The organism is Oceaniferula spumae (assembly GCF_042849255.1).
Classification (GTDB): domain Bacteria; phylum Verrucomicrobiota; class Verrucomicrobiia; order Verrucomicrobiales; family Akkermansiaceae; genus Oceaniferula; species Oceaniferula spumae.
The window spans coordinates 236247-254188 of record NZ_AP026866.1 but is presented as its reverse complement, the minus strand read 5'-3'; the positions used below and the strand labels follow the sequence as shown (position 1 = coordinate 254188).

At 53.7% G+C, this 17942-nt stretch carries 13 protein-coding genes; 11 read left to right on the top strand and 2 right to left on the bottom strand.

Going from position 1 to position 17942, the window contains the following annotated elements; all coding sequences use genetic code 11:
* Positions 1–48: 48 nt before the first annotated feature.
* The 10 genes from ACSPJT_RS01080 to ACSPJT_RS01035 all read left to right on the top strand — a co-directional run bounded on the left by ACSPJT_RS01080 (position 49) and on the right by ACSPJT_RS01035 (position 15040).
* Complete coding sequence (locus ACSPJT_RS01080) at positions 49–825, top strand: alpha/beta fold hydrolase (RefSeq protein ID WP_435894527.1); 777 nt, start codon at positions 49–51, stop codon at positions 823–825.
* A gap of 39 nt (positions 826–864) precedes the next feature.
* The gene (locus ACSPJT_RS01075) at positions 865–1599 is read left to right on the top strand and encodes a helix-turn-helix domain-containing protein (protein ID WP_435894526.1); all 735 of its coding nucleotides are present in this window, start codon (positions 865–867) and stop codon (positions 1597–1599) included.
* Positions 1600–1703: 104 nt separating this feature from the next.
* On the top strand, positions 1704–2564 hold the full coding sequence (locus ACSPJT_RS01070; protein WP_435894525.1) for a phosphoenolpyruvate hydrolase family protein: 861 nt from the start codon (positions 1704–1706) through the stop codon (positions 2562–2564).
* A gap of 21 nt (positions 2565–2585) precedes the next feature.
* Positions 2586–3803 (top strand): Tm-1-like ATP-binding domain-containing protein, encoded by a 1218-nt coding sequence (locus ACSPJT_RS01065; protein WP_435894524.1) that lies wholly within the window; start codon positions 2586–2588, stop codon positions 3801–3803.
* Between the two features lie 60 nt (positions 3804–3863).
* Positions 3864–4742, top strand: a complete 879-nt coding sequence (lsrF, locus tag ACSPJT_RS01060; protein WP_435894523.1) for a 3-hydroxy-5-phosphonooxypentane-2,4-dione thiolase — start codon at positions 3864–3866, stop codon at positions 4740–4742.
* 53 nt (positions 4743–4795) lie between these two features.
* Positions 4796–5482, top strand: coding sequence for a ribulose-phosphate 3-epimerase (locus tag ACSPJT_RS01055; RefSeq protein ID WP_435894522.1), 687 nt, complete (start codon positions 4796–4798; stop codon positions 5480–5482).
* A 19-nt stretch (positions 5483–5501) separates the two neighbouring features.
* Positions 5502–6329 (top strand): SDR family oxidoreductase, encoded by an 828-nt coding sequence (locus ACSPJT_RS01050; protein WP_435894521.1) that lies wholly within the window; start codon positions 5502–5504, stop codon positions 6327–6329.
* Positions 6330–6387: 58 nt separating this feature from the next.
* A complete protein-coding gene (locus tag ACSPJT_RS01045; protein WP_435894520.1) occupies positions 6388–10503 on the top strand; it encodes a PVC-type heme-binding CxxCH protein in 4116 nt (1371 codons plus the stop codon).
* 91 nt (positions 10504–10594) lie between these two features.
* Positions 10595–13555 (top strand): PSD1 and planctomycete cytochrome C domain-containing protein, encoded by a 2961-nt coding sequence (locus ACSPJT_RS01040; RefSeq protein WP_435894519.1) that lies wholly within the window; start codon positions 10595–10597, stop codon positions 13553–13555.
* A gap of 3 nt (positions 13556–13558) precedes the next feature.
* Positions 13559–15040, top strand: coding sequence for a DUF1501 domain-containing protein (locus ACSPJT_RS01035; protein WP_435894518.1), 1482 nt, complete (start codon positions 13559–13561; stop codon positions 15038–15040).
* Between the two features lie 8 nt (positions 15041–15048).
* On the opposite strand, the gene ACSPJT_RS01030 is transcribed toward ACSPJT_RS01035, so the two are convergent.
* Complete coding sequence (locus tag ACSPJT_RS01030; RefSeq protein ID WP_435894517.1) at positions 15049–15702, bottom strand: hypothetical protein; 654 nt, start codon at positions 15700–15702, stop codon at positions 15049–15051.
* Positions 15699–16433 (bottom strand): DUF2071 domain-containing protein, encoded by a 735-nt coding sequence (locus ACSPJT_RS01025; RefSeq protein ID WP_435894516.1) that lies wholly within the window; start codon positions 16431–16433, stop codon positions 15699–15701. Before ACSPJT_RS01025 ends, ACSPJT_RS01030 begins: the two co-directional genes overlap by 4 nt.
* Before the next feature lie 7 nt (positions 16434–16440).
* On the opposite strand from ACSPJT_RS01025, the gene ACSPJT_RS01020 reads away from it, so the two are divergent.
* A complete protein-coding gene (locus ACSPJT_RS01020) occupies positions 16441–17823 on the top strand; it encodes an alpha/beta fold hydrolase (RefSeq protein WP_435894515.1) in 1383 nt (460 codons plus the stop codon).
* The last annotated feature ends 119 nt before the right edge of the window (positions 17824–17942 follow it).

Sequence of the window (17942 nt, the reverse complement as noted above, 5' to 3'; positions counted from 1 at the left end):
ACAATGACTCTCAGCTTGACAGTGCTGATTGAAACGAGAGCATGATGCATGCTTCTTTCTTACCAAACCACGGGCGATCCAACAAATACGCCACTCGTTTTCCTTCACGGCCTCGGAGCAGGCAGTGCTCAGACGACTTCCGCTTTTCCTGAATTAAAAAACACCTACGTCATCGCGCCGGACATGCCTGGGCATGGCGAGAGTCAGAGCTTCGATCCCAGCGAACTGAGCTTTGATCGTTTTGCTGACCTGGTGGTCGAACTGATGGATCACCTTGGTATCGAGTCGTGTAATATCGGAGGCTTATCGATGGGATCCGGCATCACTCTGAACCTCGCGTTGCGCTATCCGGAGCGGGTGAAGAAAATCATTTTGCTGCGTCCATCGTGGCTCGAAGAAAAGCAGCCTGAGCATTTGAAATTGGTCGCCTACGTCGGACGATGGATCGAGGACCATGGTATCGACGAGGCACGCGAGAAGCTTCTGGCAGATCCGGATTTCCAGCAGCTTGATCAGCAGAACAAACCTGTCGCCAACTCCATCGGCGGACTGTTTCAGCGTCCCATCACACCTGCGTCCACTGCGGTGCTGTATAGAATGTGGCAGGACTCTCCTTTTTCAGACCCTGAGCAGCTATCGCAAATTGGCAACCCGGCACTGGTGCTGACCACAGGCCGCGACGAACTGCACCCGCAATCCACTGCCGATGTCATCGCCGCCCACCTCCCTGATGTGGAAACTGCCGAGCTGCCGCCACGTTATCATGAGCCCGAGGCGTATGGATTGGCACTGAATGCCATCGTGGCAAAATTCCTGGCTGGATAAACGCTTCACTTCCGCCCCGGTCTCTGCTCTTTTCGAGGTGTGCAGAACGACCAATTTTTTCAAGACAATCACATCAGCGATCATCTATCGACGATCTTTGATGACCTGGTGGGCTTCACATTTTTCGTCAAGGACATCGAATTAAGATACGTGGCGTTCAACAAACGCTTGCTGTCGATCTTCGGCGTCGATGACGGCACAGAGATTCTCGGCAAGAAGGATGAGGACTTCATGCCGGACCATATTGTGAATTCAATCCGCGAGGACGATTTGATTATCGTGAAAACAGGCGAATCGATCCTCAACCGCATCGAGCTCGTTCCGACTGGCAATGGATTTGTCGACTGGTCCACGACCAATAAAAAGCCGCTGCACAATACCAAAGGCAAGATCTGCGGTATCATCGGAGTGACCCGACCTTTTAGCCAAAGCAATGCCTCGCTTCAGCAATCCGATGAGCTTGGCTCCGCACTGAAACTGATGCACCAGTCGTTTCGAGAAAACATCGCCATCACCGAACTCGCCGCGTCGGCCAACCTGTCGCTCAGCTCATTCCAAAGAAAATTCAAAGCCTGCTTCGGCATGTCACCCAAGGAATACATCCGCCATCTGAAGGTGCAGGAGGCCTGTCACAAGATCGTGCAAACAACGCAGAGCTTCGCGGAAATCAGCTACCAGTGTGGCTTTTCAGACCAGAGCCATTTCTCGCGTGAGTTCACCCGGATTATGAAAGAGCCGCCGTCGTCTTATCGCTCACGCTTTAAAGCGAAATAGACGATTGACCATTTTATACATAAAATTGCACTGATTTTTCAAGACAAACTGCCGCTCCTGCTTTAGAAACAGAATCAACATAAGCATTAACTCATTTCATCATCATGATCACTAAACGTATTTCCACCGAACAAATCCTCGCGAATCTGAAACGCAAAGTCGACGCCCATGAGCCTATCATGATTTCGTCTGCAGGCAGCGGCCTCGTCGCCAAGCTTCAGGAAGCTGCCGGCACCGACTGCATCAACACCTTCTCTGGCGCCCGTCTTCGCGCCAACGGCATGGGCACCATGTCAATGATGTGGCCCATCCTTGATTCTAACAAGCAGACGCTCGACTACACTCGTGAAGACATCATGCCTGCGCTCGATGGCAAAGCATTCGTCTGCGCCTGCCTCAACGCGAACGATCCGCTGAAGGACATGCACATGGTATTACAGCAGTGTAAGGACATGGGCGTGAACGCCGTTTCTAACATCGGACCATCCATCTCCTACGTCGATAAGGATTCTGAAATCTTCAAAGTGATGAGCTCCGCAGGCATCACCATCGATAACGAAATCGAAATGCTCAAATACGCCCGTGAGGAAATGGACATGGTTTCCGTCGGTCTCGGATTCACTCTGGAAGACTCCATCCGCATCTGTGGTGAAGCCAAACCACACATCTTCTGTTTCCACGCAGGAACCACTCAAGGTGGCCTCAAAGGCTACTCCGGCGGCATGACTCTCGAAGAAACCGCAGCCGTCACCGAGGAAGCCTACGTCAAGTGCCGCGAGGTGAACCCTGACGTAATCCTCGTAGCTCACGGTGCAGCTCTGGAAAAACCAGCCGATGCCCAATACATCCTCGATAACACATCGGGCCAAGGATTCTGGACTGGATCTTCCACCGAACGTCTTCCAGTGGAACAAGCAGTTTCCAAAGCCGCCAAGGAATTCGCCGATCTTCGTTTCTCCAAATAATTTTCAACCTAACAGCCTCCTATGAAAACAATCGCCATCCTCGCTACTCTCGACACCAAGGCCGATGAAGCTGACTTCATGCGTCAGGAAATCGAACGTCTCGGCGGCAAAGCCCTGCTGATCGATATCGGACTGGTTGGCGATTCCACCATCAAGGCTGACGTTACCAAAGAGGAAATCATCTCTGCCGGCGGCGGCAATCTGGCTGAACTGTTAGAACGTCCAAGTCGCGAGAAGGCGAGCCCATTCATTCTTGCCGGAGCCACCAAGATCATCACCGGACTCCAGGAGGATGGAAAAATCGATGGCATTGTCACTCTCGGCGGAACCCAGGGCACATCCGCCTGCGCTCCCATCCTTCAGGCTCTGCCTTATGGTTTCCCGAAGGTGATGCTTTCCACCGCGGCTTCCGGCGATGTCGGACCCTTTGTTGGCATCAAGGACATCACCATGATGTTTGCGGTTTCTGACATCCTCGGACTCAATGTTTTCTCTCGCAAAATCCTCGCCAACGCCGCTGCCGCCGCATGGGGCATGGCACAGGTTGAGCGCAGCATTACCAAGTCCGAGGCCAAAGGCGTCATCGGCATGTCCAATCTCGGCGTTCTCACCAAGGGCGCCATGCATGCCATCAAGCTTTTTGAAGATGCCGGCTACGAGGTCATCACCTTCCACGCCATCGGTGCAGGAGGTGAAGCCATGGAGCAGATGATGAGAGAAGGAATCATCACCGCTGTCTTCGACTACGCCATGGGCGAAATTGCCGACGGAGTCTTCGGTGCACTGCGCGCCAGTGGTCCCGACCGTCTCACCGTCGCTGGCGAACTCGGCCTGCCACAGGTCATCTGCCCCGGCGGATCCGAGCACCTCGGTATCTTGGTCGACAAGCCAAGCCAAGTCCCCGCAGGCTACGAAGACCACCAGATCACTTGGCACACGCCCTACGTCTTTGTCCCCCGCCTTAACGCCGAGGAACAAGCGAAGGTAGCCGCCTGCATCGGCGAACGACTCCAAAGCGCCAAGAAAGACACCGCTTTCCTGATGCCCCTCAAAGGCGTCTCCAGCTACTCCGCAGAAGGCGGCGAGCTATACAACACCGATCTCGACGCAGCCTACTGGGACGCTTTGCAAAAAGAACTTCCTAACAGCATCGAAGTCGAAGCCCTCGATCTCACCGCCGAAGACCCCAAGTTTGTCGAACACGCAGTGAACAAACTCATCGGCATGATCGAGGCCTAACACACCATTTCTTTCCAAGAAAAACCAACCTAACTACAAAACTAAAAACCAACTAATACTATGGCTGACCTAGACGACATCAGAGACGGAGACAACTTCGGTCTCAACACACCCGCAGACACAAGCGCATTCTACCTCAAAGGCATGAACCATGCTTCATGGGGCATCAAGAACCGCATGTCACGTATCTTCAACCGCAAGTCCGGACGCACCGTGATGCTTGCTTTCGACCACGGATTCCTCATGGGACCAACTTCAGGTCTTGAGCGTATCGATCTCAACATCGCTCCTCTCGCCGAGGAAGCTGACTGCTTGATGGGTTGCCGCGGTATGATCCGCACCAGCATTCCACCTGAGAACACTCAGCCGATCTGCTTGCGCACCGATACCGGCACCACCATCCTCACCGAGATGAACCACAACGTGCTCATCGCCGAGCAGGACGCCATCAGCATGAACGTTTCCGCCATGGCGGCAATGCTCTCCATTGGTGACGCCGACACCGAGGCTTCCACCATCGCCAACTTCAGCCGCCTGGTTGACATTGGAAACAAGTATGGCATCCCAGTGATGGGTGTTACCGCCGTCGGTAAGGACATGGCTCGTGACGCACGTTACTTCGGCCTCGCTTCACGTGTTTGCGCTGAGAACGGTGCTTCCATCGTGAAAACTTACTACACTGAAGGCTTCGAGAACGTAGTGGCAGCTTGCCCAGTTCCTGTGGTCATCGCCGGTGGTAAGAAGCTCCCTGAGCTTGAAGCCCTTGAGCTTTGCTACAACGCCATCCAGTGCGGTGCCTCCGGTGTCGACATGGGACGTAACGTATTCCAGTCCGAGGCACCCCTCGCGATGATGAAAGCAGTCAAGGAAGTTGTGCACAACAACGCCAAACCTGCCGAGGCATTCGACCTCTTCAACACCGTGAAGAACGAAGCCTAACAACTTATAGATCCGGCCGGTCGTTTTGATCGGCCGGATCCATTTTCCCTACTATGAGCCACACAGAAAAACTCGACCGCCTGAAGTCCGTCACCAGCGGAGCACCTCAGCTGAGCATCGGAACCCTAACAGGTGACATGATGCATCAGGCTAACGACATCCAGATCCTCAACGACAACGGAATCCATTTCCTGCATCTTGACGTCATGGACGGCACTGTGTGGCCAAAAATTTCCGTCGGCTCCGGCTTTCTCGCTGGTTTGAAAACCGACCTCATCAAAGACGTCCACCTGCTCACTTCCCATCCGGAAAAGCACGTGGCCGATTTTGCCGCCGCCGGTGCTGACATCATCACCGTGCAGATCGAGCAATGCGATGACATCTCCGCCACTCTCACCAGCATTCGCGAAGCGGGCTGTCTGGCCAGTGCCGGCATTTACCCCACCACACCCATCGAGGAGCTTTTGCCTCACCTCGATCTCTGCGATGTGGTTTTCCTACTTTCCATCGGGCCTGATACTGGTAAACAAACCTACTTCGATGTAGTCGCCGAACGTATCACCCAACTCCGCGCCGCCAAACCTGAACTCGTTCTCGCCATCGACGGAGCGGTCAAAAAAGACAACGTCGGCGAACTCGCAAAAATGCAATCTGACCTCATCGTCACCGGCTCGGCTATTTTCGACGGCAACGATCCAGCCGCAAATATCCAAGAGATGCAGACATCCATCAATAACTAACCCCCCACCCCATTTTACCATGTCCCAAGAACTCATAGAAAAAGCCCAAGCTCGCAAAGCCAGCTTCTCCGCCGATCAGTCTGATCCCCTGAAACCCCACGCTGGTAAAGTCGCCATCGTCACCGGCGCTTGCGGCGGCATTGGCCGGGCCACTGCGGAAAAACTCCACGCAGACGGTGCCATCGTCATCGGCATGGATATCAATCCTGCCATCTCTGAAAACTTGAAAGGCGAAGGCCTCAGCGGAGTTGTTTGTGACATCACCGATGATGCCGCACTCGAAGCCGCCGTTGATAAAGTCGTCGCCGATCACGGTGGTCTCGACATCGTTGTCGCCAATGCCGGCATTTTCAAATCCGGCGAATACATCGAAGTGTTAGGCGACAGCTGGGACCTGCACATGAAGATTAACCTCACTGCGACGCAGCGCTTTCTCCGCTTTTCCATCCCCTACCTGAAAGAAGGCATCGATGCCTCGATCATCATCATCGGTTCTCGTAACTTCAGCGCACCCGGCCCTGGCGCAGCCGCTTACTCAGTCACCAAAGCCGGTGTCACCCAGCTCGCTCGCGTAGCCGCCCTCGAACTCGCCCCCTTCGGAGTGCGCGTCAACACCCTTCACCCCGACGCCGTTTTCGACACCGAAATCTGGACCGAGGAAGCTTTGAAAAAATCCGCCGATCGCTACGGCATGACCGTGCAGGAATACAAAACCAAAAACCTCCTGCGCACCGAGATCAAGTCCACCGACATCGCCCTCATGGTCAGCACCGTTGCCGGCCCGGCGTTCAAAGCCACCACAGGGGCTCAAATTCCTATTGACGGCGGTAACGACCGAGTCATCTAATCTCTGTCAAATTTGAAAGAATCCATCACCCAGACACGCATCTAGAAACTATCCCATTATGAAACCAATCATCAGTTTATTCACCGCAACAGCGCTCACAGCAGCGTCTGTTTATGCGGCACAACCAGCCGACCACCTCGTCTTCGAGGGCGGCGAAGGACCAGGCAAAGGTAAACACATCGTGCTGATCGCCGGTGATGAAGAATACCGCTCGGAAGAAGCCATGCCGATGCTCGGCCAAATGCTTTCCAAGCACCACGGATTCAAATGCAGCGTGCTATTTTCACTGAATGACAAAGGTGAAGTCGATCCTAACAATCAGAAAAGCCTGTCACACCCTGAATCACTCGATAGCGCTGACCTCATCGTTACATCCATCCGTTTCCGCGGCTGGGGAGATGATGCCATGGAAAAATTTGATGCAGCCTACAAGCGCGGCGTGCCATTCGTCACTCTCCGCACATCGAACCACGGATTCAAATTTGATAAGAAAAGCAAGTGGGCGAAATACTCGTTCAATGCCAGCAAAGAGACAGGTTGGAAAGGCGGCTTCGGCCAGCACCTTTTCGGCATGACTTGGATCGCTCACCACGGTAAACACAAGGTGGAAGGATGCCGCTCTGTGGTGGAGGAAGCGAATAAAGGACATAAGATCCTCAATGGCGTCGGAACCATCTTCGCTGAGTCCGATGTCTACACGGCAAGACCACCCAAGGATGTCACCGTGCTCCTGCGTGGCGCAGTGACCAAAACTCTTGAACCAGATTCGGAAGTTCTCGAAGGCAAGAAAAACGAACCCATGCAACCAATTGCCTGGACGAACCTTCACAAGAACGAGTCAGGTAAAACCAATCGTATTTTCAACACCACCATGGGTGCTGCCAGTGATCTCGACGATGAGAACCTTCGCCGTCTAGTCACCAACGCCTGTTTCTGGGGACTCGAATTGGAAGTTCCTGAGAAAGCAGAGGTCTCCGTGCCAGCTTCTTACAAGCCCACCTTCTACGGCTTCAAAACATTCAAGAAAAACATGAAGCCAGCCGACTTCATCCCTGCCGAGGCTGAGCCAGCCGGTGCACAAGGGCCGAAAGGCGAAGCTGCAGCGCTTGAAGCAAAACAAGACGGACACATCGTCATTCTCGGTGCCGGCATGGCATCGCGCATGGTCAAGTTCAGCCACTTCGAGACTGAACTTCAACTGCGTAACCCCGACAAAAAACTCACCATCCGCAACATCGCGGACGAGGGAAACACCCCAGGCTTTCGCCCTCAGCCCGGCCGTGGCTACGATGGCCAGTATGCATTCCCTGGCGCCAAAGACTTGGTGCCTGCGGAATACCAGCGCAAGACCGGTGCTCAAGGTCACTATGAAACTCCGGACCAGTGGCTGACTCGGCTGAAAGCGGACACTGTCATCGCTTTCTTCGGTTTTAACTCATCTTTCGGCGGAGCTGCGGATGTTGACCGTTACAAAAAGGAACTCGCCGCTTTCATCGATCACACCCTGAATCAGAAATACGACGGAAAAAACGCACCCCAACTCGCGATCGTTTCTCCCACCGCCGTTCAAGATCTTTCCGAGACACTCCACACCCCCACAGGTGAAGCCCAGAACGAAAACCTGGCGCTTTACACCCAGGCCATGAAAGAGGTTTGCGCTGAAAAGAATGTTCTTTTCGTCGATGCCTTCTCCCCTTCCAAGGCCGTCATGGACGCCAGCAAAGAGCCTCTCACCGTCGACGGTGCATTGCTCAACGACAAAGGCTACAAATGGCTCGCCACTCGCCTCGCCGATGACCTCTACGGCAAAACTGAAGCCGACACCAAGCACGCAAAGCTCGTGCACGACGCAGTCGTTGAAAAGAACTTCGTTTGGCACAACCTCTATAAAATCCCTAACGGTGTCCACGTTTACGGTCGCCGCTACAAGCCATACGGCCCACAGAACTACCCAGACGAACTAAAGAAACTCGCCGAAATGGTGGAGATCCGCGACTGGGCAGTCTGGCGCGCGCTCAAGGGAGAAACTTCCGATCTGGCCACAGCCGACGCCAAGACTCACAAACTCCCCAAAGTACCTACGAACTTCAAGCCGTCTAACAAAAACGGCAACCCTGATTACCTCTCCGGACAGGAAACCATCAAAAAACTCAGCGTTCCAAAGGGTTATAAAATCGAACTCTTCGCTGATGAAAAGCAGTTCCCAGATCTTGCCAACCCTGTGCAGATGTCCTTCGATAACAAAGGCCGTCTATGGGTAGCATGCATGCCTTCCTACCCACACTGGAAGCCAGGCGATCCAAAACCACAGGACAAACTGCTCATTTTCGAAGACACAAACAACGATGGCAAAGCCGACAAGCAAACTGTCTTCTATGACCAACTTCACCTCAGCATCGGCTTCGAGCTCGCTCCCGAAGGTGTCTACGTTTCCCAGGCCGACTCTCTGATCCTGCTTGAGGACACAAACAAAGATGGCAAGGCAGACAAGAAAACCTACCTCGCCAGTGGCTTTGACGATCACGATACCCACCACGCGATCTCCGCATTCTGTGCAGACCCATCCGGTGCCATCTACATGGGCGAAGGTGTCTTCCTTCACTCCAATGTGGAAACCGTTTACGGACCACAGCGCGGAACCAACGGCGGTTTCTTCCGTTACAATCCCAAGCGTCGTCACCTCGAGCGCACAGCCCAGCTGAACATCCCCAACCCATGGGGAATCGCCTTTGATAAGTGGGGGCAAAACTTCTTCCTCTACACATCAGGAACTACATTGAACTGGATGATGCCCGGCACCGTGAAGCCCATGTATGGCCAAGGCATGAGCGCCTCGAAAGACTTGCTGACATCTCAGAAAGTACGCCCCACCTCTGGGCTTGAGATTATTTCCAGCCGCCATTTCCCCGATGACGTTCAGGGAGATATACTGATTAACAACAACATCGGCTTCCTCGGAACCAAGCAACACAAAGTTGAAGAGGACGGCACCGGCTACAAGACCAGCTTCCGCCAAGATTTGCTCAAATCTTCCGAGGGCAACTTCCGCCCTGTCGACCTTGAATTCGCCCCTGACGGATCGCTTTATGTCATCGACTGGAGCAACGTCCTGATCGGCCACATGCAGCACAACGCCCGTGACCCGCACCGCGATCACGTGCACGGCCGCATCTACCGCATCACCTACCCATCACGCCCATTGGTGAAGCCCGCTAAGATCGACGGAGCATCCATCGATGAACTTCTGGAAAACCTGAAGCTTCACGAAGACCGCACCCGCTACCGCACCCGCCGCGAACTCCGTGGCCGCGACACCAAGGAGGTGCTTGCAGCGATCAAGAAATGGACCGCCGGTCTGGACAAGTCAGATGCCAACTACGAGCATCACTTGCTAGAAGCCCTCTGGGTCACTTGGGGTCACGATGCCATCGACGAGGAGCTGCTCAACCAGCTGTTGAAATCGAAAGATCATAAAGTCCGTGCCGCCGCAGTGCGTGCAGTGCGCTACAATGGTCACCTGATCGCCAATCAAGCTGAACTGCTGAAAACAGCTGCCAGCGATTCACACGGTCGCGTTCGCCTGGAGGCCATCGCCGCTGCTTCATGGATCGGAAAATCTGAAGGTCTCGCCGTGCTCGATGCTGCTGAAAAAGCAGGTATCGACGGCTGGATGAAGAACTCCGTCAAAGTCGCACGAGGTGCCCTGAACCATACAGCTACTGAAACTGACGTAGTGAAACTGAGAATCCCCAAGCATCTTTCCAAGGATGAGAAGAAGCTCTACAAAATCGGCCACGAAGTTTACCACCGCGAGGCTCACTGCGCCACCTGCCACCAGGCAGACGGCAAAGGTCTCCCAGCAGCAAACTTCCCACCTATTGCTAAAACCAAGTGGGCTACGCAAGACCCGGATCGTTTGATCAAGCTCACCCTGAAAGGCATCACCGGCCCGATCAAGGTGCTCGATAAAGATTACGTCGGAGCCATGACACCTTTCGAAGGCCTGCTCGACGACAAGGAAATGGCCGCGGTGCTTACCTACGTCCGTAACAGCTTTGGCAACAAAGCCAGCGCCGTAAAACCCGCCGACGTGAAAAAGATCCGTGCCGAACTCCTCGGTAAGCCGGACCTTCTCAACCCTGCGGAACTGCTGAAACAGCACCCGCATAAGTAGTCGGTCCCAACCACACCTCTCACCTCCCGAGCCCTCACAGGTCGGGAGGTTTTTTTGTGTTTTGACAAGATGACTGTCGCAAAATGAAAGAATGAAATTTTCCAGCATCGTGTATATTGCTGCAACATTGTCGATGATACCTTTTCCCAAACCCAGTATTCGTTATCTAATCGCAGCCGCTGCTCAAGCGGCTGTCTTCACCTGTGCCTTGGTCCACGCTGAGGAGGATAAAATCAGTTTCAATGATGATATCCGTCCGATCTTGAACGAAAATTGCACTGCCTGCCATGGTGGCGTGAAAATGGCTGGTGATATTTCCCTGATCTACCGACATCTGGCCTTGGGCAAAGGTAAGTCTGGTAAAACAGTCATCGTTCCTGGTTCTCCGGACAAATCCGAACTGATGCGCCGGATTTCCACCAATGATACCGATGACCTCATGCCACCGCCGGAGCATGGACCGCGCTTGGATCAGAAACAGGTCGATTTGATCCGTAAATGGATCGAACAAGGTGCCGAATGGCAGGTCCACTGGGCATTCGAAGCTCCTAAAGCTCAAGAACTACCTACCAACAAATTGAAATGGGGTCACAATCGCGTCGATGCCTTCACCCTGTCGCAAATGGAAAAGCACGGCCTTGAGCCATCGCCACGCGCCACACCTGCAGAACTTCTCCGCCGATTGAGCTTCGACCTAACAGGTCTCCCACCAACCATCGCCGAGCTTGATGCTTTTGAAAAAGCCAACGCTGAAAATCCGAAAGCCGCTTGGGAAGCCGAGGTTGACCGTCTGTTAGCCTCCCCTGCCTACGGTGAACGATGGGCATCCGTATGGATGGACCTTGCACGCTACGCCGATAGTGAGGGCCTCGGAGCCGACCGCAAACGCGACGTCTGGCCTTACCGAGACTGGTTGATCCGCGCATACAACAGCGACATGCCCTACGATCAATTCACCATCAAACAACTGGCTGGTGATTTGTTAGAAAAGCCCAGCTATGATGACCGTATCGCTACTGTATTTCACCGCCTTTCTCAAGCTAACGAAGAAGGAGGGACCGATGACGAGGAGTTCCGAGTCGGCGCAGTGATTGATCGGGTCAACACCACTTGGGAAGTCTGGCAGGGACAGACGTTCGGCTGCATTCAGTGCCACAGCCATCCCTACGACACCATCGAGCACGATGAATTCTACAAGTTTTCCGCCTTTTTCAACAACGATCAGGACAACGATGTCAGCAACCATCAGCCCACTCTCAGAGTCCCCAATGATCACAAACAATACAGCGATGCCAATCAGAAGCTCGTCGCCTATGAAACGGCGCGGAACGATTACCATGCTTACGGTCACAAAGCGATCTCTGGGGCTTCATGGCAGGGAACGAAAAACACATCCGTCACCTCCACCAGAACCAAAAGCAAAGTCGTAAAGAATGGAGACATCGAAGAAATCCACACCGTTGGCAACGTCGTGCGCGGCACTCACTTCAATGTCACTTGGCCTGCAGCAGACACCAATCGCATCGATGCCGTGCGTGTCACGCTGATGCCCAAGAACCCGAAGAAGGCTGCCAGCTCACCAGAAAACGGAGCTGTATTGAGCTACGCTGAGCTACACGTCACCGGCAGTGATGGAAAAGTTCAGAAAATCCCCTTCACCCACATCATCCCAGACAGCACTGAATCAAGTTCTGATCCTGACCAGACACTGAGTAAAAAAGCCAACGGCTGGGGACCGTTCTCAAAAATATTTCACGATCGCTGGGCCGTGCTCGTGCCAGAAAAGCCAGTCATCTTAGAACCTGGCAGCAAAGTCACTCTGCACATGGAACACAATGTCTTCTACAACGCCTCCTTTGTCATGGTTCCACACCGTCTCAAGGTCGAGTTCAGCTCAGACCCGCGTTGGGATGCTTGGCGTGCTGCTGCTCTGCCCGCCAAGAAAAAATACCGCGAGAACTACGGCACCTATCTCAGAGTGCGCGGCCCCGCGATTCCCGTGATGGCTCAGCGCGACCCTACACTGGCAAGAAACACCCACGTCTTCGATCGTGGCAACTGGCTCGAAAAAGGTGAACTCATCAAAAAAGCCGATACTCCTGCGGCATTTCCCAAACTCAAACCACGCGGCAACCAGCCCGACCGTCTGGACATGGCGCGCTGGATGGCCTCGCCGGAAAACCCACTGACTGCACGTGTGGAAGTGAACCGTTTCTGGCAGCAACTCTTTGGACGTGGCATCGTTGAGACCTTGGAAGACTTCGGATCATCCGGCATGAATCCAACTCACCCTAAGTTGTTAGACGATCTTGCCGTGCGCTTCCAGACCGAGCTCAAATGGAGCCGGAAAGCTCTACTACGTGAAATCGTTCTATCAGAAACCTACCAGCAGAGCGCTCGCACCGATGCCGCCAAACGCGCCAAGGACCCTGACAACCTCTGGCTTTCCTACTCACCACGTCGCCGACTCCGTGCCGAGGCGGTGCGCGACATGGGGCTCGCTACCTCCGGCCTGCTTGCTCGCAATCTTTACGGTCACCCCACTTACCCACCCATTCCACCCGGTGTCTGGAAACCATTCCAAGGCGGCGATAAGTGGAACACGCCAAAGATTGGCGACCCACAGCGTTACCGCAGAGCACTCTACACCTATTGGAAACGCAGCATCCCCTACCCAGCTCTGATGTCCTTTGACACACCCACACGCGAAGTCTGCTCCAAACGCCGACTCGTCAGCAACACCCCTGTTGCCGCCCTAACAACCCTTAACGATGCAGCCTACGCCGAGTTCGCTCAAGGACTAGCCAGACGCATGAAATACGAGCATGAAGGGACTCTGGAGGAAAAAATCGCTTACGGATACCGTATCGTCACTTCGCAACGCCCAAGTCCGGACGTGCTGAAGGAGTTGGTGAGCAGTTTCAAAGAAATGGAAAAAACCTACGCTGCGAATCCGGGCCAGATGAAAGGCATGGCCGGCTCAGCAGACGGGGCTGCTTACACAATCCTCGCCTCGCTTTTACTCAACCTCGATGCTACACTGACCAAGTAACCCATGGATATTTTTCAACAGCTCCAAGCCGAAGAACTTCAGCACAGCACCCGCCGCCACTTCATGCGCGACTGCGCCACTGGCATGGGCGCGATGTGGATGGCGATGCAGGGACAAAAGGCCATGGCCTCCGGCGGTGGACCTCTTTCCATTCCCCACGATGCCAATGCACCGTTGACACCCATCGCCCCCACCTTCGCGCCAAAGGTGAAACGTGTGATCTACATTCACATGATCGGTGCGCCCAGCCAGCTGGAGCTGTTTAACTACAAACCGGAACTCGAAAAATACAACGGCAAGGAATGCCCTCAGGAATATCTGGAGGGACAACGCTTCGCCTTCATCCAAGGAACGCCCAAACTGTTAGGGCCACTCTATAAATTCAAGCAACACGGCGAATGCGGCGCATACGTATCAGACCGCATGCCCCACCTCGCCAAACACGTGGACGATCTCTGTTTCATCCACAGCATGCAGACCGATCAGTTTAACCACGGCCCTGCGCAGCTAATGATCCAGACAGGAAACCAGAACCTCGGCTACCCGGCGATCGGTTCATGGGTCAGCTGGGGCCTCGGCTCGATGAATAACAACCTGCCCGGCTTCATGGTGCTGCTCTCCGGAGGTCGCCTGCCGCGAGTTGGTAAATCCCTCTGGGGCTCAGGATTCCTGCCCTCCGTCTATCAGGGTGTGCAATGCCGCTCGACCGGCTCTCCGGTGCTTAATACCGCCAACCCAGCTGGTGTCAGCAGCGAGATCAGACGTCGCACCCTCGACAGCCTGAAAAAAATCAACCGCAAGACCTACGAAGAGGTCGGTGATCCGGAAACTCTTACCCGCATCGCCCAGTATGAAATGGCATTCCGGATGCAGACATCGGTGCCGGAAGTGATGGATATCAAGAACGAGCCAAAACACATTCACGAGATGTATGGCACGCAGCCAGGTAAGGAATCGTTTGCTAACAACTGCCTGCTTGCGCGTAAGCTAATCGAGAACGATGTGCGCTTCGTGCAGCTCTACGACTGGGGTTGGGACTCTCACGGCGCCAGCGCCAGCGAAGCTCTCGACAAAGGATTCAAAAATAAGTGCCAGCAGACCGACAAACCAGTTTCAGCTCTCCTAACAGATCTCAAACAACGCGGTCTCCTAGATGACACCTTAGTCGTCTGGGGCGGCGAGTTCGGCCGCACTCCGATGCAAGAGAACCGCGGTGGCAGTAGCATCATGGGCCGTGATCACAACCCCAATGCCTTCACCATGTGGATGGCTGGAGCCGGTGTCAAAAAAGGATTGTCTTATGGTGAAACCGATATGTTAGGTTACACCGTCACCAAGGATCCCGTGCACGTGCGCGATTTCCACGCCACCCTCCTGCACATGATGGGCTACGATCACAACCGTCTCTCCGTCCCTTTCCAAGGACTGAACCAGAAGCTAACCGGCGTGAAGAAAGCCCAAGTGATCAAAGGCATTCTCGCTTAATCGCGCTATTATGTGTTCACATTCATGATCACCAGGATCTTGCGACTGGGTGAGATGATGAAGAAGTCGATATTCCCGACGTTTGCATCCGCGCCAGATCCATGCATGTAGTAGAGGTAGCTGTAGTAGTTGCCCTTCTCAGCCAGCAAGGACTGAAACATGGCTTGGCTGCGTGAACTTTGACACGCAAGTCTAGCGAACCTGATGTATTGGTCTTCGTCTTTTGGCGGTATGGTTTCTTTCCAGTGTTCCACTTCCCAGTGATCCCTGTAGCGATCGCGTTTTGGGTATTCTTCGAAAAATGTGTTAGACGGCTTTCTCAATTCCTTCGCCACACTGTCTGGGATCGAGAAAACTTCGAATGATAACCCATCGCCGTTGAATGCCCGGTCTGAGTGTTCAGATCTTCCTATTTCCTGCATTCGAAACGCGTGACCTGTAATCGCCTGCATCTGACTTCGCTCATAATATATGTTCGATCCAGGCAAGACACGCACCACGACGCCCATAAACCAGAGGTGAAACAGTAGCGCAGCGATCAGGACACAGCTCTGTTTGACCCGTTTACGTTTCACAGCACGGTAGCTGTAAAAACCTAACACGATCAGTGCCACGTAAAGCCCGACCACAAAGAAAAACCCAAAAACATCAAAGATACTCATCGCTCGGCCGCCTCCATTTCAGGTTCCGAGTGCCACTCGTGTGGAATGTCGCGCATTAGCAGTCCATGGTCGAAGGAGATCGACCCCTCGGGGAAAATGGACCGGTCATCGAAGTAAACGGACTGGATCGCCTGAACATCTAGCGGAGTTACCTCCCACTTTTCGGTTTTCAACAAAAGCCCATCTAACTTTCTCGATCCGGGGCAAGATGAGTAACCGATGCAGCCTTGCTCAAAAAAAGCCGATGACTCAGCCAGACTATGAAATACAGAATCGTCTGGCAATTGATCAGCCTCGTGCGCCGTGAACTTCACCAGCGGTGAATCAAAGTCCTTCGCCTGCACCGTCATCGCCACGTTTCCATTTACATCCATCACATCAAACTGGGAAAGATGATGCACTCCCGGAAAAATACGACCACCCGCCAGGGCGTTGAGTTGTGAATCGGTATCACGCCTTGGCACAAAGACACCGTGTTTCACCTGACCGTCATCGTCCCACTCCACGCCGATCCGGTGCGCGGAGTTCTCACTCGATATTCCGACCATGGCTGGCATACCCTTCGGTCGGATATTTTCCAAGCGGATCAAACAGATACCAGCTATCGCGTTGCCATTGACCACATGAGGTCGGAAATTTCCCGGCAGCACCGCGGTCACTACATCCGGATCGACACGATAATTCAGCAAGGCACGGCGGCGGATGACGCCAGTAATGGTTGGGATTTTCATCTGCACCATGGTTCTACGGAAACAAGACTTTGTCAGGCTTGAAAAACAGTCTTTTCCTGTCAAAAGAGCTTCTTCCATGATTCCGTTCATCTCACCGCACGACTGCTCTTCACCTCAGAAACTTAATGGTATGATCCTGCGGGAGCATAGGTTCCAATTGCCTCTCGATTACGCTCAAGAAGACGCTGATACTATCGAAGTCTTCGCGCGTGAAGTTTGTCTTCGGGATAAGGATAGCAACAAGGACCTTCCTTGGATGGTCTTTTTTCAGGGAGGCCCTGGCTGTGCGTCGCCTCGTCCAAACCTAAAAGCTGGATGGATCGGCGAAGTATTGAAAGGACACCGTCTTTTGCTTCTCGATCAGCGGGGCACCGGACTCAGCTCGCGTATTCTGCCACAGACACTGGCTAAGTTCTCCAGTCCGGAGCAACAGGCTCAATATCTGACACATTTCCGAGCGGATAACATTGTTCGTGATGCGGAATCGATCCGACACACTTTGTTAGGCGCTGATAAAAAATGGAAAGGTGCGGGTCAGTCCTATGGTGGGTTCTGTCTGCTCACCTATCTATCCTTACATCCAGAGGGGCTTTCCGGAGTCATTATCACTGGTGGCGTGGCTTGTATCAAACGTCGCATCGAAGAAAACTACCGTCTGACTTACCAACGCGTGCTGGATAAAAATGATGCCTATTATCGCAGATATCCGCAAGACGAGGTCTTGGCGCGGAAAATAGCCACCTATCTTGATGAAAACGAAGTCATGCTGCCTAGCGGCGTCAGGCTAACATCGCGTCGGTTCCAACAGCTTGGCATGGCCTTTGGAGCGGGTGGTGGCTTCGAAACCATCCATTACCTGATGGAGGAAGCCTTCATCGATGGAGCCAGCGGCCCCGAGCTCAGTTACAATTTCCTCAGCCAAGTCGAGCGGAGCAGTGGCTTTGAGAGTAATCCCCTTTTCTGTATCCTTCATGAATCCATCTACGCCGAAGGCTACGCTACTCAGTGGGCTGCCGAACAGCTGCGTGAAGAATTCCCCGAAGTGGACGCAACGGAAGGTCGCTTTGTTTTCACCGGAGAAATGATCGCGCCATCGATGCTCGACGACTACGCCGCACTACAGCCTCTGAAGGCATGTGCCGAGATTCTCGCTGAGAAATCTGATTGGGGGCCGCTGTATGACTTGGACCAACTCGCCAAGAACGAAGTCCCCGTGGTCGCCATTTCCTATTACGATGACATGTATGTGCCCATCGAATGGTCCGATGAAACCTCCAAACACCTTCCGAATTTCCAACTCTGGGTCACCAACGAGTGGGAGCACAATGGCATAGGTGTCGACGGCCCTCGCATCTTCGGTCGTCTGCTCGAAATGCTTGCGGATGCCTAGTCCTGTCCAGACTCCCGAGCACGGCTCTTTGCGCCCTGTATATGGGCGTCATGGTTCTTGACTCGCCGCCCTACCGTCCCTAGTTTTCCGCCTCCCGGGGCGAAATGTGCCTCAAATGA

Coding starts and splice junctions, on each gene's coding strand:
- ACSPJT_RS01080 (WP_435894527.1), top strand. CDS start 49: ATGCTTCTTTCTTACCAAACCACGGGCGATCCAACAAATACGCCACTC.
- ACSPJT_RS01070 (WP_435894525.1), top strand. CDS start 1,704: ATGATCACTAAACGTATTTCCACCGAACAAATCCTCGCGAATCTGAAA.
- ACSPJT_RS01065 (WP_435894524.1), top strand. CDS start 2,586: ATGAAAACAATCGCCATCCTCGCTACTCTCGACACCAAGGCCGATGAA.
- lsrF (WP_435894523.1), top strand. CDS start 3,864: ATGGCTGACCTAGACGACATCAGAGACGGAGACAACTTCGGTCTCAAC.
- ACSPJT_RS01055 (WP_435894522.1), top strand. CDS start 4,796: ATGAGCCACACAGAAAAACTCGACCGCCTGAAGTCCGTCACCAGCGGA.
- ACSPJT_RS01050 (WP_435894521.1), top strand. CDS start 5,502: ATGTCCCAAGAACTCATAGAAAAAGCCCAAGCTCGCAAAGCCAGCTTC.
- ACSPJT_RS01045 (WP_435894520.1), top strand. CDS start 6,388: ATGAAACCAATCATCAGTTTATTCACCGCAACAGCGCTCACAGCAGCG.
- ACSPJT_RS01040 (WP_435894519.1), top strand. CDS start 10,595: ATGAAATTTTCCAGCATCGTGTATATTGCTGCAACATTGTCGATGATA.
- ACSPJT_RS01035 (WP_435894518.1), top strand. CDS start 13,559: ATGGATATTTTTCAACAGCTCCAAGCCGAAGAACTTCAGCACAGCACC.
- ACSPJT_RS01030 (WP_435894517.1), bottom strand. CDS start 15,702: ATGAGTATCTTTGATGTTTTTGGGTTTTTCTTTGTGGTCGGGCTTTAC.
- ACSPJT_RS01025 (WP_435894516.1), bottom strand. CDS start 16,433: ATGAAAATCCCAACCATTACTGGCGTCATCCGCCGCCGTGCCTTGCTG.
- ACSPJT_RS01020 (WP_435894515.1), top strand. CDS start 16,441: ATGGTTCTACGGAAACAAGACTTTGTCAGGCTTGAAAAACAGTCTTTT.